At 31.8% G+C, this 23,434-nt stretch carries 26 protein-coding genes and 2 other annotated features; all 26 genes read right to left on the bottom strand.

Translation table 11 applies throughout. From position 1 onward, the window contains the following. Positions 1-40 precede the first annotated feature (40 nt). The 26 genes from yajC to ACNMOQ_RS06040 all read right to left on the bottom strand — a co-directional run bounded on the left by yajC (position 41) and on the right by ACNMOQ_RS06040 (position 23,418). Positions 41-304 (bottom strand): preprotein translocase subunit YajC, encoded by a 264-nt coding sequence (yajC, locus tag ACNMOQ_RS06165; protein ID WP_016999267.1) that lies wholly within the window; start codon positions 302-304, stop codon positions 41-43. Positions 305-316: 12 nt separating this feature from the next. Continuing rightward, positions 317-1,456, bottom strand: coding sequence for a tRNA guanosine(34) transglycosylase Tgt (gene tgt / locus ACNMOQ_RS06160; RefSeq protein ID WP_416350353.1), 1,140 nt, complete (start codon positions 1,454-1,456; stop codon positions 317-319). A 16-nt stretch (positions 1,457-1,472) separates the two neighbouring features. Then, positions 1,473-2,498 (bottom strand): tRNA preQ1(34) S-adenosylmethionine ribosyltransferase-isomerase QueA, encoded by a 1,026-nt coding sequence (queA, locus tag ACNMOQ_RS06155; RefSeq protein WP_064211068.1) that lies wholly within the window; start codon positions 2,496-2,498, stop codon positions 1,473-1,475. 28 nt (positions 2,499-2,526) lie between these two features. Next, entirely contained in the window at positions 2,527-3,519 is a 993-nt protein-coding gene (gene ruvB, locus ACNMOQ_RS06150) for a Holliday junction branch migration DNA helicase RuvB (protein WP_016999270.1), read from the bottom strand. A 13-nt stretch (positions 3,520-3,532) separates the two neighbouring features. Then, the gene (gene ruvA, locus ACNMOQ_RS06145; RefSeq protein ID WP_064211069.1) at positions 3,533-4,123 is read right to left on the bottom strand and encodes a Holliday junction branch migration protein RuvA; all 591 of its coding nucleotides are present in this window, start codon (positions 4,121-4,123) and stop codon (positions 3,533-3,535) included. Between the two features lie 13 nt (positions 4,124-4,136). Next, the gene (locus tag ACNMOQ_RS06140; RefSeq protein WP_064211070.1) at positions 4,137-4,598 is read right to left on the bottom strand and encodes an ACT domain-containing protein; all 462 of its coding nucleotides are present in this window, start codon (positions 4,596-4,598) and stop codon (positions 4,137-4,139) included. 12 nt (positions 4,599-4,610) lie between these two features. Then, positions 4,611-5,900: a GTPase ObgE gene (gene obgE / locus ACNMOQ_RS06135; RefSeq protein WP_016999273.1), complete on the bottom strand. Its 1,290-nt coding sequence runs from the start codon at positions 5,898-5,900 to the stop codon at positions 4,611-4,613. 2 nt (positions 5,901-5,902) lie between these two features. Next, positions 5,903-6,460, bottom strand: coding sequence for a Spo0B domain-containing protein (locus tag ACNMOQ_RS06130; RefSeq protein ID WP_416350352.1), 558 nt, complete (start codon positions 6,458-6,460; stop codon positions 5,903-5,905). A gap of 77 nt (positions 6,461-6,537) precedes the next feature. Then, complete coding sequence (rpmA, locus tag ACNMOQ_RS06125; RefSeq protein WP_016999275.1) at positions 6,538-6,822, bottom strand: 50S ribosomal protein L27; 285 nt, start codon at positions 6,820-6,822, stop codon at positions 6,538-6,540. A gap of 10 nt (positions 6,823-6,832) precedes the next feature. After that, complete coding sequence (locus ACNMOQ_RS06120; protein ID WP_016999276.1) at positions 6,833-7,153, bottom strand: ribosomal-processing cysteine protease Prp; 321 nt, start codon at positions 7,151-7,153, stop codon at positions 6,833-6,835. Between the two features lie 3 nt (positions 7,154-7,156). Then, entirely contained in the window at positions 7,157-7,465 is a 309-nt protein-coding gene (gene rplU, locus ACNMOQ_RS06115; protein ID WP_016911517.1) for a 50S ribosomal protein L21, read from the bottom strand. Between the two features lie 12 nt (positions 7,466-7,477). Beyond that, positions 7,478-7,550: a sequence feature (ribosomal protein L21 leader region), on the bottom strand. A gap of 59 nt (positions 7,551-7,609) precedes the next feature. Then, positions 7,610-8,113, bottom strand: coding sequence for a rod shape-determining protein MreD (gene mreD / locus ACNMOQ_RS06110; RefSeq protein ID WP_016999277.1), 504 nt, complete (start codon positions 8,111-8,113; stop codon positions 7,610-7,612). Then, positions 8,113-8,970, bottom strand: a complete 858-nt coding sequence (gene mreC, locus ACNMOQ_RS06105) for a rod shape-determining protein MreC (protein WP_416350351.1) — start codon at positions 8,968-8,970, stop codon at positions 8,113-8,115. Before mreC ends, mreD begins: the two co-directional genes overlap by 1 nt. 105 nt (positions 8,971-9,075) lie before the next feature. Continuing rightward, positions 9,076-9,522 (bottom strand): DUF4930 family protein, encoded by a 447-nt coding sequence (locus tag ACNMOQ_RS06100; protein WP_416350350.1) that lies wholly within the window; start codon positions 9,520-9,522, stop codon positions 9,076-9,078. A 367-nt stretch (positions 9,523-9,889) separates the two neighbouring features. Next, positions 9,890-10,168 (bottom strand): hypothetical protein, encoded by a 279-nt coding sequence (locus ACNMOQ_RS06095; RefSeq protein ID WP_016999281.1) that lies wholly within the window; start codon positions 10,166-10,168, stop codon positions 9,890-9,892. Between the two features lie 47 nt (positions 10,169-10,215). Further along, the gene (gene radC, locus ACNMOQ_RS06090) at positions 10,216-10,929 is read right to left on the bottom strand and encodes a RadC family protein (protein ID WP_016999282.1); all 714 of its coding nucleotides are present in this window, start codon (positions 10,927-10,929) and stop codon (positions 10,216-10,218) included. Between the two features lie 9 nt (positions 10,930-10,938). Continuing rightward, positions 10,939-11,643, bottom strand: coding sequence for a prepilin peptidase (locus tag ACNMOQ_RS06085; protein WP_416350349.1), 705 nt, complete (start codon positions 11,641-11,643; stop codon positions 10,939-10,941). Between the two features lie 170 nt (positions 11,644-11,813). Beyond that, a complete protein-coding gene (locus tag ACNMOQ_RS06080; RefSeq protein WP_416350348.1) occupies positions 11,814-13,211 on the bottom strand; it encodes a YfcC family protein in 1,398 nt (465 codons plus the stop codon). A 102-nt stretch (positions 13,212-13,313) separates the two neighbouring features. Further along, positions 13,314-14,573 carry a bifunctional folylpolyglutamate synthase/dihydrofolate synthase gene (locus ACNMOQ_RS06075; protein WP_064204333.1) on the bottom strand — a complete coding sequence of 420 codons (1,260 nt, stop codon included), beginning with the start codon at positions 14,571-14,573 and terminating at the stop codon, positions 13,314-13,316. An 8-nt stretch (positions 14,574-14,581) separates the two neighbouring features. Further along, on the bottom strand, positions 14,582-17,212 hold the full coding sequence (locus tag ACNMOQ_RS06070) for a valine--tRNA ligase (protein WP_416350347.1): 2,631 nt from the start codon (positions 17,210-17,212) through the stop codon (positions 14,582-14,584). 39 nt (positions 17,213-17,251) lie between these two features. Continuing rightward, positions 17,252-17,466: a binding site (T-box leader), on the bottom strand. Positions 17,467-17,514: 48 nt separating this feature from the next. After that, positions 17,515-18,585 carry an AbrB family transcriptional regulator gene (locus ACNMOQ_RS06065; RefSeq protein WP_416350346.1) on the bottom strand — a complete coding sequence of 357 codons (1,071 nt, stop codon included), beginning with the start codon at positions 18,583-18,585 and terminating at the stop codon, positions 17,515-17,517. 90 nt (positions 18,586-18,675) lie between these two features. Next, the gene (hemL, locus tag ACNMOQ_RS06060) at positions 18,676-19,962 is read right to left on the bottom strand and encodes a glutamate-1-semialdehyde 2,1-aminomutase (RefSeq protein ID WP_064204336.1); all 1,287 of its coding nucleotides are present in this window, start codon (positions 19,960-19,962) and stop codon (positions 18,676-18,678) included. A gap of 1 nt (position 19,963) precedes the next feature. Beyond that, complete coding sequence (gene hemB / locus ACNMOQ_RS06055; protein WP_064211076.1) at positions 19,964-20,947, bottom strand: porphobilinogen synthase; 984 nt, start codon at positions 20,945-20,947, stop codon at positions 19,964-19,966. Beyond that, positions 20,947-21,624, bottom strand: coding sequence for a uroporphyrinogen-III synthase (locus ACNMOQ_RS06050; RefSeq protein WP_064204338.1), 678 nt, complete (start codon positions 21,622-21,624; stop codon positions 20,947-20,949). Before ACNMOQ_RS06050 ends, hemB begins: the two co-directional genes overlap by 1 nt. A 15-nt stretch (positions 21,625-21,639) precedes the next feature. After that, positions 21,640-22,566, bottom strand: a complete 927-nt coding sequence (gene hemC / locus ACNMOQ_RS06045) for a hydroxymethylbilane synthase (RefSeq protein ID WP_016999291.1) — start codon at positions 22,564-22,566, stop codon at positions 21,640-21,642. 18 nt (positions 22,567-22,584) lie between these two features. Continuing rightward, positions 22,585-23,418, bottom strand: coding sequence for a cytochrome C assembly family protein (locus ACNMOQ_RS06040; protein WP_016999292.1), 834 nt, complete (start codon positions 23,416-23,418; stop codon positions 22,585-22,587). Between the last annotated feature and the right edge of the window lie 16 nt (positions 23,419-23,434).

Genomic DNA, 23,434 nt, shown 5'->3' with positions numbered 1-23,434 from the left:
TTAAATATATTAAACTAATTCCATCAAAATGTAAACTTTTTTATGAAGGGTCTACTTGTTTGATAGCAGGTTTTTCAAAAGTAATTTCTTGGCCTTTGTCATTTACAGTAACAACAACGATTGATTCGTCAACTGCTCTAACTGTACCTTTAATTCCACCAATTGAAGTAACTTTTTGACCTACTTCTAAGCGGTTTAATAATTCGCGATGCTCTTTTGCTCTTTTTTGTTGTGGTCTAATCATTAAGAACCAAACAAGTGCAAATATCAAAATAATTGGTAATAATTGTACTAATACTTCCATAATCATACTCCTTTAAAAGTTTTTGGGGTTATCTACATTTAGTCCATATTGTTCGAAAAATTCATCTTTGAAATCAAGTAATCGATCTTCTCTTATTGCTTGGCGAACATTCTCCATCAATTTTAACAAGAAATACAAATTATGATATGTAGTAAGACGAATTCCAAATGTTTCATCTGCTTTAATCAGATGACGCAAATAAGCTTTAGTATAGTTTCTACATGTGTAACAATCACATTCAGGATCTAATGGTGATAAATCTGTTTGATATTTCGCATTTTTTATCACTACTCTACCTTGTGAAGTCATACATGTACCATTTCTAGCTATACGTGTTGGTAAAACACAATCAAACATATCGATACCTCTAATTGAGCATTCGATTAATGCATCAGGTGAGCCAACGCCCATTAAATATCTTGGTTTATTAAATGGCATTAACGGTGTCGTATGTTCAACCATTCTGTACATCACAGGTTTCGGTTCTCCAACTGATAAACCGCCAATCGCATAACCAGGAAAATCAAGTGAAACTAAATCTTTAGCACTCTGCTCTCTAAGATCGTTGTATTCCCCACCTTGGATTATACCAAATAGAGCTTGATCTTCAGGACGTTTATGAGCTTCAAGACATCTTTCAGCCCATCTAGACGTTCTTTCAATTGATTTCTTTACATAATCATACTCAGATGGCATAGGAGGACACTCATCAAACGCCATCATAATGTCTGAACCAAGATCGTTTTGAATATGCGTTGCCTTTTCTGGACTTAAAAACAATATAGAACCATTTAAATGATGTCTAAAATGCACACCTTCTTCTTCAATCTTTCTCATATCACTTAAACTGAATACTTGAAAGCCTCCTGAATCAGTTAATATTGGTCCATCCCAATTCATAAACTTATGTAATCCACCCACCTTAGAAATGATATCACTTCCAGGTTGTAACCACAAATGATAGGTATTGCTTAAAATGATTTTCGCTTCCATTTGTTTAAGTTCTTCTGGACTCATCGTTTTTACAGTTGCTTTTGTACCAACTGGCATAAACATTGGTGTCTCAAATGAACCATGTGGTGTATGAACGATTCCCAATCTTGCACCAGACTGTTTACAAGTTTTAATATGCTCATATGTTACTGCAGGCATGTCTTTTTCTCCTTCACTATATAATAATCATTGCATCCCCAAAACTAAAGAATCTATATTCAGATTCAACAGCATGACGATAAGCATTTAAAATATTTTCGCGCGATGACAGCGCTGAAACTAACATGATTAAAGTAGATTTTGGTAAATGGAAATTTGTAATTAAGCCATCAATCGCTTTAAATTCATACCCAGGATATATAAAGATATCTGTCCAGCCACTTTCGGCTATGAATTTATCATTCCTACTTCGTATTGTTTCTAACGTTCTTGTTGAAGTAGTACCAACTGAAATAATTTTTTTACCATCGGCTTTAACTTTATTTAATAATTCAGCAGTATCTTCAGACATTTGATAATACTCTGAATGCATTTCATGTTCGTCGATATTATCTACACTTACCGGTCTGAATGTACCTAATCCTACGTGTAAAGTTATAAATGCAACATGTACACCTCTATCTCTAATTTCTTGTAATAGATTTTTAGTGAAATGTAGTCCTGCAGTTGGTGCTGCAGCTGATCCAACAGCTTTAGCATAAACAGTTTGATATCGGTCTTGATCATCTAGTCTTTCTTTAATGTAAGGAGGTAATGGCATTTCACCAAGTTCATCCAAACGTTCTTGTAAAATGCCTTCATACGAAAGTTTCATAATTCTACCACCTTGGTCTAACTCTTTAACACAAGTAGCAATTATTTTACCTTCCCCAAAAGATACACTTTGATTTATCTTTATACGTTTTGCAGGTTTGATAAGTACTTCCCATTCGTCATTCTCTTGTTGTGTTAGCATTAACATTTCAACTTTCGCACCAGTTTCTTCTTTAATTCCAAATAATCTAGCAGGCATGACTTTTGTATCATTTAGTACTAAACAATCTCCCGGTGATAACTGATGTATAACATCTTTAAATGTTAAATCTTCTAATTCACCTGTAACTTTATCGCATTTTAGTAGTCGACTACTTTCTCTATTAAGCAATGGTGTTTGAGCGATCAAAGACTCAGGTAAATCAAAATCAAAATCTTCAATATTCACAGGCTTTGCCTCTTTCCTCATTCTAATATTATTTCTTTATCTCAAAATGGTCATAACTCACTGCAGTTGCTTTTCTACCACGAGGCGTTCGTTCTATAAAGCCTTTTTGAATGAGATATGGTTCGTACACATCTTCTAATGTAATACGTTCTTCCCCAATGGTAGCAGCAATTGCATCTAGGCCAACTGGTCCACCTTTATAATTATTCAATATACAGTGCATAATTTTATAGTCAATATGGTCTAACCCTTCTTTATCAACTTGTAATAAATCTAATGCATGTTTAGTTGTACCAATTGTTATTGAATCGTCACCTTCAACTTGAGCAAAATCTCTCACTCTTCTTAACAATCGGTTAGCAATTCTTGGTGTCCCTCTGCTTCGTTTTGATAACTCATTTGTACTTTGGTCATCTATTTCAACATTAAAGACTTCAGCAGTACGTTTAATGATTTCTTTTAAACTTCCATCATCATAATATTCTAAACGTAAATGAACGCCAAATCGATCTCTTAAAGGAGCTGATAGACTTCCTACTCTAGTCGTAGCACCCACTAATGTAAATGGCGGTAAATCAATTCTAATACTTCTTGCTTCTTCACCTTTACCAACTACTATGTCTAAGAAAAAGTCTTCCATAGCTGGGTATAAAACTTCTTCTACTACACGACTCAAACGATGTATTTCATCTATAAATAGCACATCACCGGGTTGTAAAGCTGATAAAATCGCAGCTAAATCTCCTGGTCTTTCTATAGAGGGTCCACTAGCTGTACGTAAATTAACGTCCATCTCATTAGAAATGATGTTAGCAAGAGTCGTTTTACCTAAACCTGGAGGACCATATAACAAACAATGATCAAGAGGTTCTTCTCTTAATTTCGCAGCTTTAATAAAAATATCTAAATTAGATTTAATATTATGTTGACCTATATACTGATTCAATGTGTCCGGTCTTAATGATAATTCATTTTGCAAATCTTCTTCAAGTTCATGTTCATCAACTACACGATCATCCAAAAAATCACCTCATTTATTGAATAAGTAGTGCTAAAGCCCTTTTAACACATGCATCTACAGTATCGAATGTTTCTTTTTCTAAAGATTTTTTAACCTTAGTAATTTCACGTTTAGAATAACCTAATGCTTCTAACGCTAATACCGCTTCTTCTAATACATCATTTTTACTTTCGTCAGCTTGAGCAAAGAGCTCTGATTCTTCGGTAATAGTTAATTTACCTTTTAAATCTAATATAATTTGTCTAGCTGTTTTCTTTCCTATACCAGGGAATTTTGTTAAATATGCTTCATTTTCATTCTCAATAGCAATTTTAACTTCATTCGGTGTACTGGCTGCTAATATTGCTAGTGCAGATTTAGGACCAATACCGGTAACTTTAATAAGATTTAAAAACATGTCTTTCTCTTCTAAATCTATAAAACCATATAATAGATGCGCATCTTCACGTACAATTAGTTGTGTAAAGACTTGCGCCTCTTCTTCTAATTGAGATTGAAAACGATATGAATTTGGTGTTTGTATTTCATAACCTATACCGTTATTTTCAACTACTATATGTGTTGGATATAATTGAGAAATTTTACCTTTTATATATGCATACATTAGATAACTCCCTTTACATGCTCATTCCAATAACTTCAACTTCATCTACGTGTGGACTTTCTTTAATAGCATCCATCAATTCTTCTAGAGATAATTCTATATTAGAGGCATTTAATGAAATCGTTATAGTAGCTCTGTCTTTCATAGGTAAACTTTGATGAATCGTTAAAACAGATCCTTTTAATTCAGCAATTTTATTTAATACAAAAGCAAGCATACCTACTTCATCTTGAACATACAAAATTAAAGTTAAATTTCGTGTTTGTTCCTCTAATCTATCTATAGGGAAAATCGTATCCTTATATTTATAAAATGCACTTCTAGAAAGATTAAACTCTTTCACTGCATCATAAATAGTCAAATTGTTATTTTTCATGAGCGCATTTTTTACTTTTATAGTTTTTTGAACAGATTCTGGCAATACATCTTCCCTAATTAAATAAAACTTCTTTGTTGATTCATTTGATTTTTTCAATTAGAACACGCCCTATTCGACAAATTCAAATTCTCCACCTAATATTCTTACAATATCACCATTAGAAGCGCCTTTTTCTCTCAAGGCATCATCGATACCCATTGATCTCATCTGTCTAGCAAAACGTCTAACAGCTGCATCACGATTGAAGTCAGTCATCATGAATAATCTTTCAATTGAATCACCTGTAACAACATAAGCTCCATCGTCATCACGAGAAATAACAAAATGGTCTCTTGATTTTTCATGTTTATAGACAACTCTATGAATACCTGTTTCTTCTTCTATACTATCGAAATCTACACCTTCAGTTTCATCGAGTAAGTCAGCGATTTGATATAATAATTGATCAACATTTTCGCGTGTAACTGTACTAATAGGAACAATTTTTACATCTTCCTCGAGCTGTTCTTTAAACATCTCTAATTGTGCTTCTGAATCTGGTAAGTCCATCTTATTTGCAACAACTATCTGCGGTCTTCTTGATAAGTTTTCATTGTAAGATTTCAACTCTTGATTAATTGTAACATAATCTTCATAAGGGTCTCTGCCTTCCATTCCACTCATATCAATAATGTGAACTATCACTCTCGTACGTTCAACATGACGTAAAAATTGATGACCTAGACCTACACCTTCTGAGGCTCCTTCAATTAAACCAGGTAAATCTGCCATTACAAATCCTCTGCCGTCTTTAGTTTGTACAACACCTAAATTAGGCTTAATAGTTGTGAAATGATAAGCACCTATTTTAGGTTTAGCTTTAGATACAATTGATAGGAGTGTCGATTTTCCTACGCTTGGGTAACCTACTAAACCTACATCAGCCATTAATTTCAATTCTAGAATAACTTCAATTTCTTCTCCAGGCTCACCATTTTCACAAAAGTCTGGTGCTGGGTTACTCGGTGATGCAAACCTTGAATTGCCTCGACCACCACGGCCACCTTTTGCTACTGTAGCACGTTGTCCATGCTCTACTAAATCGGCTAGTACTTCTTCATTTTCTACTTTTTTTATAATTGTGCCAGGTGGAACTTTTAATACTAAATCACCTGAACCTCTACCATGCATGTTACTGCTTTGTCCATTTTCACCTTTATCAGCTTTAAATTTTCTTTGGAATTTAAAATCTAATAAAGTACGTAATCCTTCATCTACTTCAAATACTACTGAGGCACCTTTGCCTCCATCTCCTCCGGCCGGACCACCAAACGGAACATACTTTTCACGACGAAAAGCAACTAAACCGTTACCGCCATCACCAGCTTTCAAAGATATCTTGACCTGATCTATAAACATGTTTACACCTCTAGTTCATTAATATTAATAAAAAATTCTAATTCACATATTTCTTGATTATACGAAATAATTTCTATATTATAGTTTGGAAAAATTTGTTTAATTTCATTTTCGTTTATCGTAATACCTTTAGCTGACATTATTAATGTAACAAATTCCTGTTCAATAATTAATCCGATATGTGTATCTAATTCGTCAATTTCATTGACGATATGATTCATCCATTTGTGATAAATATTTAACAAAATGTTATCTGATAGGAATAAATTCCTTTGATAATCTTCATCGCTATTACATTCAATTTCAAATGTCCATTTAGAGCCTGACAATGAGATTTTGTGTGAAAATACTTCTTGAACAAACTTTCTGCATGGTGCATTTAAAAATAATTGTTCTTGTTTAAGTTCTTGATACAATTCATCTATTAATGAATTAACTTTACTTTCTTTACCCAACTGTTTATAAGTGTATAACAGTTGAAATTGATTGACAAAATCGTGTCTCGACTTTAAATACACATCTAAATCATCCATTTTATCACCTATATTGTAAGTATTCATAAATACTATTATACCATTTTAATCATTTGATTAAAAAAAGAAACACCAGAAAAAATTCTGGTGTCTCAATTTAGCGATTATTCAGCAGCTGTATATACAGATACTCTCTTTTTGTCACGACCAAAACGTTCGAATTTAACAACGCCGTCGATTTTAGCGAATAATGTATCGTCTCCACCGCGACCTACGTTTTCACCAGCGAAAACTTTAGTTCCACGTTGACGATAAAGGATAGAACCACCTGTAACGAATTGACCGTCAGCACGTTTAGCTCCTAAACGTTTTGATTCAGAGTCACGACCGTTCTTTGTAGAACCAACCCCTTTTTTCGATGCGAAAAATTGTAAGTTTAATTTTAACATGAGTTACACCTCACTTGTAATTTAGTTTAATATATTGCCCGTATTCTTCTTCAATAGTCTTTAAAGAAATGATTAGGCCTTGTAATAAAGTTTGCGCTTGTTCATTTTCTAAGTTTACACTACGTATATGAAAATATCCACCATCGTCACTGTAATCTATATCAGGTGTTTCATCAGTTAAACCGATGATTGCATTCGTCGTACCAAACACGACTGCAGATGCGCCAGCGCAGACTATATCTTTGCCGTATTCACCTGAATCAGCATGTCCAGACATAATAATATCTGTAACTTGCCCTTCATCGTTTAAACTAATATCTACTTTAATCATTGCTTACGCGTTAATTTTTTCGATAGTTAATTTAGTGTAAGGTTGACGATGACCTTGTTTACGCTTGTAGTTTTTCTTAGCTTTGTATTTGAAGACAGTGATTTTTTTACCGCGTCCTTGTTTTTCAACTTTAGCAGTAACTGAAGCACCTTCAACAACTGGTGATCCAACTTTAACTGAATCTCCACCTACAAATAATACTTGGTCAAAAGTGAATGAATCACCTTCATTTACGTCTAATTTCTCAACCCAAATTGTTTGACCTTCTTCTACTTTAACTTGCTTTCCGCCAGTTTCAATTATAGCAAACATACTTGCACCTCCTAATTTTTTAAGTCACGCCATTCATAGGTGACGTTCGTACTTAATACCTATGATTGAGCGGTTGTATGTAGCTTGAAACTACTCAACTTCAATAGATTACCATCTACAGTTACTATTGTCAATATTCTTTAATTAATTTGTATTTCTTTCTAATAATTTCAAAACGAAAGGAAAAATAATAACTAAACAAATTAAATTAAATATTATTGTTGGAATTAATCGGAATAATATAAGATTACCAAAATCTATTGAAATAAATCCTAATATGCCATAAAAAGCCATAACCCATATTTCTAATAATACCACCGAAATAATGAGTAAAATGACCATCATTAAAATATCTCTATAAAATACTTTGAATAATTTATCCATCATTACTACAAATAATGCATAACCAAATGTGTAAACACCATATACGCCGCCATAATAAATGTCAGTAAATATTCCAGTAACGATTGCTAGGATAATCGCTACTTTAGGGTTTTTATAAACTGCAATTATTAGTAAGTATAAGAATGTAAGGCGTGGAACGATAACGAATGTTTCATTAAATAGATGAATAGGTGATATTCTAGTTAATAAAGAATCTAGATAAAATAGTAAGACGCCAATCAGAGGAATAACATATAATCTCATTATTCCTCACCACTTTCGTCTGCTGAAGGGATAGTCTCAGGATCTCTATTAGCCACATAGACATGATTAAGGTCTTTAATATTTGTTGAAGTTTTTATGTATGCTACTTTAGACAATCCGTATTCATCATTTTCGACTTTCTCAACTTCTCCTACCAATAAACCTTTAGGAAGTTGATCGCCTAAACCATTTGTTACTACTTTAGATCCTTTTTTAATTTTGTATTTATTATCGATATCACTAATAACGAGAAGCCCTTTTTCTTCGTCATATCGATTAATCATACCAAAGACATTTTCGCCTTCTTGTTGAATATCCACAGAAAGCTTACTCGTTTTTACACTTGTAGAAATCAGTTCAACTTGAGATGAAAATTGGTTAGCTTTTTTGATTCTTCCTACTAACCCTTCACTAGTGATTACAGCCATATTTTCTTTCATTCCACTTTTTTTACCTTTATCAATAATAATCGTGTTCATCCATTGATCTGGACTTCTTGCAATTACAGTAGCAGATATTGGATTAAATTGTGAAATGTCTTTCATATCAAGTTCTTTTTTTAATTCTTTGTTTTCTTTTTCCAAACGAGCTTTATCAGCTCTAATCTGTTCAGTGCGCTTTGCTTCTTCTTTTAATTTTTTAACATCATCTTCCGAAGTTGTTAAATTAGTGAAAAAGTTCGATACCATCGTCACAGGATAAGAAACAATTCTACCTCCAAATGATGATGTATCACTAGCATATTGTTCACTAAGCGATGCAGATTGTGCCCTCATTGAATACCCTACTATTACTATTAACAAAACCATGGAAATTAGAAAAAATACTAATTTATTATTTTTAAAAAAATTCGACAATCTAAACACCTCTTAATTTTCAAATGTCTAAATAACAATGATATTACTATTTTATCTTACAGTTCCATTTAAATAAAGTACGAGACTGTCGATATAGTAAAAAAGTTAATATGCTTCTTCAGGTAAGAGTTCAATATTTTGATTCATTTCATTTAAATCATCTTTCAAATCTTGCTCTGTGTGATAAACGTACATTTGTGGTTCACCAAATTTATATAGTATATATTCAGTGCCTCTTTGACCAGCTACGTAATTTTCATTATAGCCCATTCTTTCTAAATCAGACACAGCCATAAACTCTCTCTTATTAATCCAGCTAAAAGCTTGTTTCGTTTGTCCTAAAGGTACATTTCTTAACAAAGGTGTATCTTCTGTTGTATAAGTAGAATTAGCTCTCCCAGGAACAACTTGTTCACTTTGTGGTGTTTCATCACTATGATCGAAAGGATTTAATTCACTTAAAGCAGGTACATTTCTATATACAATGATAATAATAACAATAATTGCTATTAATGCTAATAAATTTCTAATTAACCTAAATAACCATCTCAATTTTATGGCACCTCTCATTCAAATTTATTATACATAATTGTTTTAAAACTATCATCAGACTTGGGACCTAACTCTTTAATCATGCTGTAGTCTGATGTAAGATATGTTTGAAGCCTTTATAATGATATTAAGAGGTGAGAATTATGGAGTTAATTTATATTTTCATAGCAATATTATTGTTAATTATATTTTTTAGATTTTTCGTTGGAATATTAAGATTCGCTATAAAATTAGCTATTATCGCTTTAGTAATATATTTTGTATATCAAGGCGTTATGTATTTCATGTGAAATTTATATAATTTTTAAAGCCAACTATACGATTAAGGCCGTATAATTGGCTTTTAATTCTGTGAGAATATTCTTTATCACTTATTTAATAATTTACTTAAAATAAACAATGTAATAGAAACTAATAATCCCCACACAATCCCAGCACCAATACCACCTATAAATAAACCGAAATTGATATTAGTACTACTATCATTTATAGCAATTAAAATAGAACCTAGAAAGACACCAACTATACTCAATCCCATTACAACACCATAATCCTTTTTAACGATAGCTCGTCTATTTTTATTTTGAAAAACAGTAATTATAAATAATACAGGTAAAATAACTAATATAAACGTAATAATTTGCAAAACTAAAACTCCTGACTTCATTTTACATATATTATAACATTGTATGATTATGAACGTTCAATAATTTCTAAATCTTCTTTTGTAATATAGTCATCTTCAAATAAACTTATAAATTCTCCATCTCCTATAATGATATGATCTAGTAAATCAATTCCCATTAAATCACAACAGTATAATAGTCTTTTCGTAGTTTTGATATCTTCTAAAGATGGAGTAGGATCCCCACTAGGATGATTATGTGCTATTACAATAGAAGCAGCTGAATGTTTAACCGCTTCTCTTAATAAATCACGTGGATGTACAATCGACATATTTAAAGAACCTATGAATATAGATTGCTCATGAATAATTTGATTTTTTGTATTTAATAAGAGTGCAACAAAATGCTCTTGTTTTAAATATCTTAATTTTTCCATAAGATAATCTGCAACATCTTGAGGTTCATTTATTTCTATTTTGTCCAACACAGTATTGCTATGCATTCTCTTTGCTAATTCTATCACTGCCAATATTGTCAAAGCTTTCTTCTCACCAATTCCATTTACACTTAATAACTCTGGTAATGTTAGGTGCCTTAAATCACGTAATTGATTTACAAGTTTTAGCACTTGATTTGCACAATCTATACTAGAAAATTGTTTACTACCTGAATTGATTATAATTGCTAATAATTCTCTATTTGTTAATCTATCAGCACCATATGATTTTAATCTCTCTCTTGGCTTGTCTTCTTGTTGTAAGTCTTTGATTTTCAATGACATATTAACCTCCTAAAAATAAAATAGTAATTGATTATTAAATACACATACACTTATTGATGAAATTGCTATATAAGGTACTAATGGAACTTTTGTTATAATAGATTTTTTAAATAAAATATAACTGATAGCAGAAATACCTGAAATGATAAAAGTAAACATAAATATAAGTAAAAATTGCTTCCAAGTTAAAATGAGAATTAATATACAAAACAATTTCACATCCCCATAACCTATTCCACCTTTAGATAAAAAGTATAAAGTATGGATGATAAAAACGATTTCTAATGAAATTAATATATTTTCTAAATCGGGTTTGAATATCAAAATACCAGTTATAAACATGAGAATTAAAATATGATTAGGAACAATATAGTATTTCATATCATATATAGCTAAAGGAATTAAAAATATAATTAAAAAATAATACAAATGAGGATTATGTATTTGAGGTGAAATTAGTGGCATAATAAATAAAATACTTAATAATATTTCAACAGTGATTAAATCTTTAGGTATGGACGTATTACAATATCTACATTTACCTTTGAGATAAATATAACTAAAAATTGGAATTAAATCTTTATATTCTAGTTTATGATTACAATATGTACACTTTGAACGACATGTTAATGTTTTAAAATTGACGATTGTTGTACTTGTTAATTGATACATATAACTTGCTAAAATAGATCCTAAAATAAAGTATAAAAGCATTATTTATATCTCCTTAGTTGATATAAAATAATATATCAATTAAGGCCATAATATTCCTAATTTCATAAATTCAAAATTTTTAACTAACAAAATGAATAAGTTTTAAAACAGACAAAAAAACTTGAAAAAACCGCTATTATTAAGCAATTTCTTTCAAGTTTTTCATATTATTAATTAACGAGTATTAAAGCGACAAATATTCCGACCATACAAACGATTACCCATAGTAATAATAACTTCCATATAAATTTAACCCACTGTGTATACGGGATACCTGCTACAGCTAGTCCACCCATAAGTGAAGCAGAAGTAAGAAAAATACTATTACTAATTGCATCACCATATTGGAAAGCTAGTACAGCCATTTGTCTATTAATATTTAGGATATCAGAAATTGGTACCATTAATGGCATCGTTGTCATGGCTTGTCCTGAACCTGATGGTATAAAGAAATTAAGAAATAATTGAATAATAAACATCGTTCCAACAGTTATACTAGCAGGTAAATCTTGAATTGAATTTGTTAAATAGAAGACTATAGTATCAATTATTTTACCATCTTCCAATACAACTACAATTGCTTTAGCAAATCCTACTATTAACGCTCCAAACAAAATGGATTTCATACCATCGATTAGCGCATCAAATGTTCCATTGAAACCTAAACCACCAATAAATCCTGCCAGCAAACCTGCTACTAAGAAGTTTGCACTCATTTCATTGAATGACCAACCGAACTTGAATATCCCAAAGACATTAAAACAAATTGTACTTACAAGCAAAATTAAACATATAATTTGTCTTTTTGTAAATCGTTCGACTTTTTGGTTATCTTCACTTTCCTCAACTTCCTTTACTTCTATATCATATACTAAACTTTTAGAAGGGTCTTTTTTTACTTTTCTAGCATAGAACATTACGTAAAGTATGCCTACAATCAGAATAGCAATATAAATCGGTGTTCTTATTTCCCATCCTGAAAATAATGGCAATTCTGCGATCTTCTGTGCAACACCGACTGTAAAAGGATTGAGCATACCTCCTAGAAATCCAGCAGCTGCTCCCATTATAATCATAGCGGCTCCAGTCATTGCATCATAACCTGCTGCTCTTGCTATAGCTATTCCAATTGGTACAAATATAATCGTTTCTTCTGCTAAACCTATTGAAAATCCTAATAACGAGAAGATAAGCATCGTTAAAGGTATCATAAACTTACTATTTTTACCTAGCTTATTCATCGCTGCGTTTACACCGTTTGTGATAGTGCCAGTCTTATGTATTACGCCAAACGCGCCACCAACTAAAAAGATATAAAATATAATATCAGCACCACTTATTAAACCTTCAGGAATAGATCTGAAAATATCTAAAAAGCCAGAAGGTTCACTTTTTACAAAATGGAACGTCCCAGAAATTACTTCTTCTCTATCATTAACAGTTTTTCTATCAAATTTTCCAGCCGGTATAATATAAGTCAAAATAACACTTATCACGATAATGAATAACAAAATAGCATAAGTATGTGGATTTTTAAATGTGATATTTCTTTTCTTTTTTAACCCCATTAAATTCTCTCCTTCTTCGTTTGATTTTCTTTTACCCTATTATTCAGAAAATAATGAAAATATAAAAAAGTATTGGATTAAAAACCCAATACTTTTTATCCATTATACAAGTAATTTACGAACTTCACTGATGAAATATAAACTACCAGTTATTATAAGCAAATCACCTTGATATGATTCAATGAACTCTCGATAATTTTTAACTTTCTCTATATGCGAATGCTCAACACTTTCATAAATTGTATCAATTGGTAATGCTTTTGGAAAATCAAATGTTGTAACGAAAAATCGATTCGCTATGTCTTCAAGACTATTTAACATTTTCCCAATAGGCTTTCCATCAATAGCAGCAAATAACACGTCAATCTTCTTATCTGAGTAATAATGCTGTAATGTTTTTACTAAAGCATCAATACTTTCTTTATTATGAGCACCGTCTAAAAAGATTAAAGGATTATCATTTACCTTTTCAATTCTTCCATACCACGTTACATTTTCAATTGCGTCAATCATCTTATTGAAATCTAACTGGATTAATCCTCTTTGATACATTTCAATCAACGTTGTAATTGCTAGCGCAGCGTTTTCATGTTGATGATTACCTATCATTTTTAGTTTGATATTTTCTAATTCATAGTTGTCATAACGATACGTGAATTCTTCGCCTTCTGACACAACATATATATCCCTATCTAATTCCAAACCTTTATTATGATGATGTTCTACAACTTCTCTAATAAAATTCAAAGCATCTTTAGGTTTGATTGAATATACAAGAGGCACACTAGGCTTGATTACACCTGCTTTTTCACGTGCAATATCCATGTAAGTCTCGCCTAATATATTAGTATGGTCTAATCCGATGCTTGTTAATACAGTCATAATAGGTTGGAATACATTTGTTGAGTCGTTTAAAGCACCTAATCCTGCTTCTACTACAACAAAGTTAACTGGTCGAATTGTACCAAAATAAACAAACATAATTAATGTAATAACCTCAAATTCAGTTGCAGGACCTAGGTCTGTTTCTGCTTCAAGTCTTTCAGTTATAGGTTTGACTATTTGAACTAATTCAACTAGTTCCTCATTTGTAATTGGTTTACCATTTAAACTTATTCTTTCATTAAAAGTAATGATATAAGGTGAAGTAAAAGTACCGACTTCATATCCATTTGCTATTAGTGCATCACGAATATAACTAACTGTCGATCCTTTACCATTTGTACCAACTACGTGAATGCCTTGTATTTTATCTTCTGGATGATCAAGCTTACTTAACATCCATTTCATTCGTTTTACACCTGGTTTTATCCCGAATTTAGTGCGTTCATGTATCCAATGTAAACTATCTAAATAATTCATAAGCCTTCCTAGCCTCTCAATTGTTCAATTCTTGCTAAAACACCGTCATATTTTTCTTGATAAGTTAATTTCTTTTCTTTTTCTTCGTTGATGATTTTTTCAGGTGCTTTTGCAACGAATTTCTCATTGCTTAATTTTTTGTTCACACGATCAAGTTCTTTTTGCCATTTGTCTAATTCTTGTTGCAATCTTTCAATTTCTTTATCCATATCAATTAAACCTTCAAGCGGTAATATTACTGTAGCACCATACACTACTTCAGTCATCGCTTTTTCAGGAACTTCAATTTTAGTATCAATTATTAACTCACTAGGATTACAGAAACGTTCTAAATAATCCTTATTGTTTATTAATTGTTCTTGTACTTTTTCATCTTTAGCTTCAATATGAATTGGCACTTCTTTAGACATAGGCGTATTAACTTCTCTACGTGCTTGACGAACTGATTTTATAATTTCAACTAATAATTGCATTGAAACTTTACTATTTTCATTAGACAATTCTGGTCTTACTTCTGGCCATGAAGCTTGGATAATCGTTTCGCCCTCATGTGGTAGAGCTTGCCAAATATGTTCAGTAACGAAAGGCATAAATGGATGTAACATACGCATAGTTTGATCAAGTGTATATGATAAAACAGAACGCGTCATTTGTTTTTTAGACTCGTCGTCACTATTCATAGGAATTTTACTCATTTCAATATACCAATCACAGAATTCATCCCAAATAAAGTTATATAATACGCGTCCAACTTCGCCAAACTCATACTTATCACTTAACTCTGTAACATGAGCGATTGTTTCATTTAAACGTGTTAATATCCATTCATCAGCAACTGATTTTTCTCCTGATAAATCAATATCCTCAACTTTAAATGATTCACCTATATTCATTAAGCTAAAGCGAGAAGCGTTCCAAATTTTATTAATAAAGTTCCATACTGATTCAACTTTTTCAGTTGAATAACGTAAATCATGTCCTGGTGAAGAACCTGTAGCTAAGAAGTATCTCAAACTATCTGCACCGTACTCATCAATCACATCCATTGGGTCTACACCATTTCCTAGTGATTTACTCATCTTACGTCCATCTTCAGCTCTAACTAATCCGTGAAGTAAAACATCATTAAATGGTCTTTGATCAGTAAATTCTAAACCTTGGAAAATCATACGACTAACCCAGAAGAAAATAATATCATAACCAGTAACTAATGTATTAGTTGGGTAGTAACGTTTGAAGTCTTCATCTTCTACATTTGGCCAACCTAAAGTTGAGAATGGCCATAAAGCAGAACTAAACCAAGTATCTAATACATCTTCGTCTTGAGTCCAATTTTCGATATCTGAAGGCGCTTCTTCGCCTACATATATTTCACCTGTTTCATTATGATACCACGCAGGAATTTGATGACCCCACCATAATTGACGTGAAATAGTCCAATCACGAATATTTTCCATCCATCTGTTAAATGTGCCTTCAAAACGGTCTGGTACAAAATTAATTCGTCCATCAGTCTCTTGATTATCTAAAGCTCGTTTAGCTAATGGTTCCATTTTTACAAACCATTGAGTTGATAAATATGGTTCTACAACTGCACCACTTCGCTCTGAATGACCAACAGAATGCTCATGCTCTTCAACTTTAATCAATTCACCAGAAGCTTTTAAATCTTCTACTAATTGCTTACGACATTCAAAACGATCTAAACCATTATATTTACCTGCTAATTCATTCATCGTGCCATCTTCGTTCATTACATTGATTTTTTCTAATTGATGACGTTCACCAATTTCAAAGTCATTTGGATCATGAGCAGGTGTAACTTTCATTGCACCACTACCAAATTCCATATCAACATAGTCATCAGCTATAATTGGTAGTTCTCTACCAATTATCGGTAAAATAACAGATTTCCCTATAGAATCTTTGTATCTATCGTCATTTGGGTTAACAACGATTGCAGTGTCACCAAGCATCGTTTCGGGACGTGTAGTTGCAATTTCAATAGAACCTTCTCCATCTTTAAATGGATAATTTATATGATAAAAATGACCAGTGATATCTTCGTGAATTACTTCGATATCTGAGATAGCTGTTTTTGTTTGTGGATCCCAGTTAATGATTCTTTCACCACGATATATAAGATCTTTTTTATACATCTCAACAAATACTTTCTTTACAGCTTGAGATAAACCTTCATCTAAAGTAAATCTTTCGCGACTATAGTCTAATCCAAGACCTAACTTTGCCCATTGAGCACGAATAAAATCTGCATACTCTTCTTTCCAAGACCAAGATTGTTCTAAAAATTTCTCTCTACCTAAATCATGTCTCGTTAAACCTTGCTCATTTAATTTAGCTTCAACTTTAGCTTGAGTAGCAATACCAGCGTGATCCATACCAGGAAGATAAAGTGTATCGTAGCCTTGCATTCTTTTCATTCTTGTTAAAATATCTTGTAATGTTGTATCCCATGCATGGCCTAAATGTAGTTTCCCAGTAACATTTGGTGGCGGAATTACAATTGTATAAGTTTCTCTATCTTTATTCTCACTTGGTTTAAAATAATCATTTTCTAACCATTGTTCATAACGACCTTCTTCAACCTTTTTAAGGTTGTACTTAGGTTCCATTTCCATATAAATCACTCCTCATTAAAATAAAAAACCCGTCCTATAAACTAGGACGGGCTCAACCGTGGTACCACCTAAATTCAATATAAAATAAATTATATTGCACTCTTACGATTATCGCTCGCTCACGCGTTAACCTACTTAGTTTCAGATAACGTTCCAAACAAGGCTACCTTCAATCACCATTAATATGCATTTTCACCAACCATGCACTCTCTATCATTAATCAATGATTTACTCTTCCTCTTTAAATATTCGATTACTTTAATAATATAAGTACCGACTATATAAGTCAATATTGATTTATATTAATTCTTATAATTTTTAGATTGTTTTGTTAAAAATACTTTTATTAATGGCGCAACGATTAGCAAAATGAAAAATATTCTAAATATATGGTAACTGGATATCATTGCAACATCACCGCCTGTTTCTAAAGCTACAACAATTATTTGTGCCATACCTCCAGGTGCAGCGCTTAAGAATAAATCATTTATATTTTCATTAATAAATAGTTGGAATAAAAAGACGAGTAAAAAAGCACCAATAATAAGCATAATATTTTGAAATGCAATCGCAAAAATTGTTTTTTTCGTAATATTATCTATTAAATCAGCGATTTGAACCCCTATTCTAATACCAAATAGTATTTGAGCTATGATAATAAATTGATAATCTAATGTGAAAACTTGGCCAGTTAATAAGTTCCAAGTTAACATGACTAAAATAGGAGATAATAAATAAGGAACTGGAAATCGGAATTTATAAAAAATGAGAAATGTTACTGCGATGCCAATTAAAATAATAAATAACTCTGGTATACTCAATACGTTAAATATAGAAGGTTCTTGTGCTACGTGACCACTTTGTTCACCATTACTACCATATATAGATGAAATAATAGGTACTAAAATAACTACGAACATAATTCTTGATGTTTGAGTTAAAGTAACTACTAATAAGTCAGCTTTTTTATTTTCTTCTGCCATAACAACCATTTGACTTAGCGCCCCAGGAATAGCACTTAACAAAGCAGTTTCAAATGTGACATTAGCAATTTTCTTAAAAACAATAGAAATTAATAATGCAATTAACAAAATGAATAGTGACATTAGTACAATTTGTAACCATTCACCTTTAATATCATTTAACACAACAGGCGTAAAGGTTGATCCCATTTGTACACCCAATATTAAAAGACCTAAATTACCTAACCATGTTGGCCAAATAATTTTTCTTTTCATGAATTTGATTACAATTAAACTCGCAAATATTGGGCCAAACATCCATGGTAAAATCATATGGATTTTATCAAGGAAAAACCCTAGTGCGATAGCAAGTACACTTACTAATAAAATATTCCATTTATTACTATTCATGAAATAACACCTCGAATAGATTATATCATTTTTACAATTAAAGACCCCGAAAAACGGATTATAATCCAATTTTCCGGGGGTATATTAAACTTATTTTACAATTCTTGATAAAGCATTATCAAAGGCTTGGATTGTTTTTTCAATATCTTCTTTCGTATGTGAAGTAGATAAGAATGTACCTTCAAATTGTGAAGGTGGTAAAAATACACCTTCTTTAGCCATTTCTCTATACATATTACTAAATAATTCTAGATCAGATTTATTAGCTTCGTCAAAATTCGTAACTGGGCCTTCGTTTAAGAAGTAACCAATCATTGATCCAGCACGATTAACAGTTATTGGTACATTGTATTTACTGAATACATTTTTCAAACCTTCTTCTAATAAATCTCCCAATTCATTGAAGTATTCATAACTTTCTTCAGTCAATTGAGTTAATGTAGCATAACCACTCGTCATAGCAAGTGGATTACCAGATAATGTGCCCGCTTGATATACTGTACCTACTGGTGCTATTTGTTCCATAATGTCTCTTCTACCACCAAAGGCGCCAACTGGTAAACCGCCACCAATCACTTTTCCAAGACAAGTTAAATCTGGTGTTACACCGAAATAGCCTTGTGCACAATTATAACCAACTCTAAATCCAGTCATTACTTCATCAAAAATTAATAAAGTATCATTTGATGTAGTTATTTCACGAAGTCCTTCTAAAAATCCGTCAACAGGTGGTACAACACCCATATTACCTGCAACTGGTTCTACTATTACAGCTGCGATATCATCACCATAATGTTCGAAAGCTACCTTAACTGATTCAATATCGTTATAAGGTACTGTAATTGTATTTTTAGCTGTACCTTCTGGAACACCTGGAGAATCTGGTAGACCTAGAGTGGCAACACCAGAACCTGCTTTAATAAGCAATGAATCACTGTGTCCATGGTAACAACCTTCAAATTTCAATATTTTATTTTTTCCTGTAAAACCTCTAGCTAAACGCAATGCTGCTAGCGTAGCTTCAGTACCTGAAGAAACCATTCTCACCATTTCTATAGAAGGTACACGATCAATAACTAATTGAGCCATTTTATTTTCAAGAATCGTTGACGCACCGAAAGAAGTCCCTTTGTCCACCGCTTCATGTAATGAATTTCTCACTTTATCATCAGCATGACCAAGGATTAATGGTCCCCAACTTAATACATAATCTATATACTCATTACCATCAATATCATAAATCTTTGAACCTTTACCATATTCCATGAATATTGGATCAGTGTCTACTGATTTAAATGCACGAACCGGACTGTTAACACCACCAGGCATTAAATTTACGGCTTCGTTGTAAGCTTGTATTGATTTTTCATAACTCATATTAGTATTCTCCTTCATCTAGATATTTACAAATGTCTTTTGCAAAGTAAGTAATAATCATATCTGCACCTGCACGCTTCATAGAAATCATTTGTTCCATAACAATTTTTTCTTCATCTATCCAACCATTTAACGCTGCTGCTTTAGTCATGCTATATTCTCCGCTTACATTATAAGCAACTACAGGTACATCAGTATTATTACGTACATCACGAATAATATCTAAATAACTTAAAGCCGGTTTAACAATCATCATGTCACAACCTTCTTTTAAGTCACTTTCTAATTCTCTAAAAGCCTCTAATCTATTACTTGGATCCATTTGATAAGTCTTACGATCTCCGAATGAAGGCGCACCATCTGCTGCCTCTCTAAATGGACCATAGAAACTTGATGCATATTTTATACCGTAACTCATAATAGGTATGTTTTTGAATCCTGCTTCATCTAAACCTTGTCTAATCTCCGTTACAAAGCCATCCATCATATTACTTGGTGCAATAATGTCTGCTCCTGCTTTTGCTTGTGATACAGCTGTCTTAACGAGTAATTTTAATGATTCATCGTTATCTACATCATGAGTCGTTTCATCTATAACACCACAGTGACCGTGGTCAGTATATTCACATAAACACGTATCTGCTACAACTAATAAATCAGGGAATTTACTTTTTGCTAAACGAGTGGCTTTCTGTATGATGCCGTCATCTACAAAAGCACCAGTACCACATGCGTCTTTTTCATTTGGAATACCGAAGAACATAACACCTCTTACACCTAAGTCATATGCTTCTTTAAGTTCTTCTTCTAATAAGTTTAAGCTTAATTGATATATACCTGGCATAGACGTTATTTCATTTTTAATGTTATCTTCTTCTATTACAAAAATAGGATAAATTAAATCTGCTTTATGAACATAAGTTTCTTTTACAAGATTTCTCATTGATTGTGAAGATCTTAATCTTCTATGTCTATCAAATTTCATTACTCTACCTCTTCCAATATTTTATTTAACATATCATTCAGTGTTGCACGTGGAGCAACTTTACATTCTTGATGGTATGTTTTTAATTTTTCTTCTGTTATTTCACCAATCGCATACACTTCAATATTATCAATCTTATTATACTTTTCAAAATAACTCGACACAGCAGATGAACTAGAAAATGTAACATGCGTTACTTCGTTATTTTCAATAAGTTCATGAACTTTATCTACATTTTCATAATTCGTTTTTGGTTCGTAAATATGAAGTCGTTGAACTTCATTGTCCCATTCTCTCAAATGGTCTGTTAATTTATTTCTTGCTAGTCTACTACAAGGGATTAATATTGATTGTTTATGCAATCGATTCTCTAAAGAATCCAATAAACCTTCTTGTGTAAATGTACTTGGCATAACTTCAATCGGTATTGAATAATCTTCAGCGAGTGCTTTAGTTTTTGTACCGATTGCTGCTATATGCTTTACATTTATTAAATTTAAATATGGCTGAAATAATTTAATGGCGTTTACAGACGTAAAAATAAGCCAATCATAGTATGGTTTTATACAAGATTCGTCAACTTCGATTGGAACAATATCTATAAAAGGATAATGTTTCAGTTCTATATCTTCGCGTTGAACAGTTCTTGTACTTGTAACCACTACAATTGGCTTCATTTTAACGACTCCTTATTACGCTTCTTCTTCATTTAGCTTTCTAATAATCTCATAAGCACCTTGGGCTTTTAACTCGTCAGATACTTCTTTACCTATTTCTACTGGATCAGTTCCAACTTTAGTAGATTCATATCTTTCTTTACCATCTGGTGACATTATTAAACCTGTGAATGTAATTTCGTTGCCTTCTTTAGTTGCATAACCAGCAATAGGCACTTTACAACTACCATCCATTTCACTTAAGAAAGTTCTTTCACTTGTAACACATGTTTTAACTTCTTCATCATGAACAGCATTTAATATATCTAGTAATTCTTTATCATCACTTCTACATTCAATGCCGAGCGCGCCTTGACCGATTGCTGGCATCATCGTATCTTCACGTAAGTACTCTGTAACTATATCGTCACCCCAGCCCATACGTTTTAATCCAGCTGCTGCTAATATAATTGCATCAAAATCTTCAGTACGTAACTTTTCTAAACGTGTATCAATATTACCTCTTATCCATTTAATTTCTAGATGTGGGTATTTCGCTAAAATTTGAGCGCCTCTTCGTAATGAGCTTGTCCCAACAATACTGCCTGGTTTTAAATCAGCTAGTTTGACGTGATTGTTAGCTACATATGCATCAAAAGGTATTTCACGTGGTGGTATGCAACCTAATGTAAGACCATCAGGTAACACACTTGGCACATCTTTCAATGAATGAATAGCAAAATCAATTTCACGGTCGAATAAAGCTTGTTGAATTTCTTTAACGAACAAACCTTTTCCACCTACTTTAGATAATTGAACATCAATTATTTTATCGCCTTTAGTGACAATTTCTTTAATTTCAATATCTAAATCCGGAAATTTTTCTTTCAATTTATCAATAAATTGCTGACTTTGTGTCATCGCTAATTTACTTCTTCTTGAGCCGACAATAATTTTACGCATATTTTCCTCCATGATCATTTAGTTAAACCATTGATGAAATCCTGAAAATTTCGAAACCACCAAATAATTTATCATACAAACTAAGAATATCATAATATTAGCAACTACTAATGTCTTAGTTTTAACAGTTTTTCTTACTCGTAGGAATAAATATATACCATATAGCAATAAGACAATTAATGATCCAATTACTTTTAAGTCCAACCAAATCTCACTACCAATAATGATTAGACCCCATTGTATTCCTAATATTAAACTTATTAACAAGACTAAGAAGCCTACTAAAGAAAATCTAAATACATTTTGCTCTAGCTGTTCAATGCTTCCCATTCTAAAAAACTTTTGGTTAAATGTCTTTTCTTTTAAATTTTTTCTTTGTAATAAGTATAAAATTGCATGTGATGTACTCAATGCAAAGATAACATAACTCAAAATCGCTAATGAAATATGAATGAGTAATAATTCATTCATCATGTTTGCGGCAGTATTTTCGGCATCATATTGTTCAGGTCTGAAAGTATGAATTGTTAAAAATACAAAACCAATTAAATTAATTATAAATACTGTTAAGTCAGTTGATTTAAAATAGTTTAAAACTAACGAAACTGTAATAATCATCCAGGTGTAAAAATAAAAACCTTCAAATAGGGTTAATATCGGAAATTGTTTAGTCGTAATGATATACATGCATAAAAAGATTGTTTGAAATATCCAAACAATCCCTAATGCATAGTAACCAAGTTTTCGTACTTTATTATTCTTTTGAATAAAATCATAAAAGTAACACCCTAAACATATCATATAGATGATTAAAACAACCTCATGCAAACGTACTGCAATTATATCTTGCATAGCATCACCATTTAAT

It is taken from the genome of Mammaliicoccus lentus (genome assembly GCF_947036595.1).
Classification (GTDB): Bacteria; Bacillota; Bacilli; order Staphylococcales; family Staphylococcaceae; genus Mammaliicoccus; species Mammaliicoccus lentus.
The sequence above is the reverse complement of the archived record's forward strand: the minus strand, read 5'-3'. Positions and strand labels throughout refer to the sequence as shown.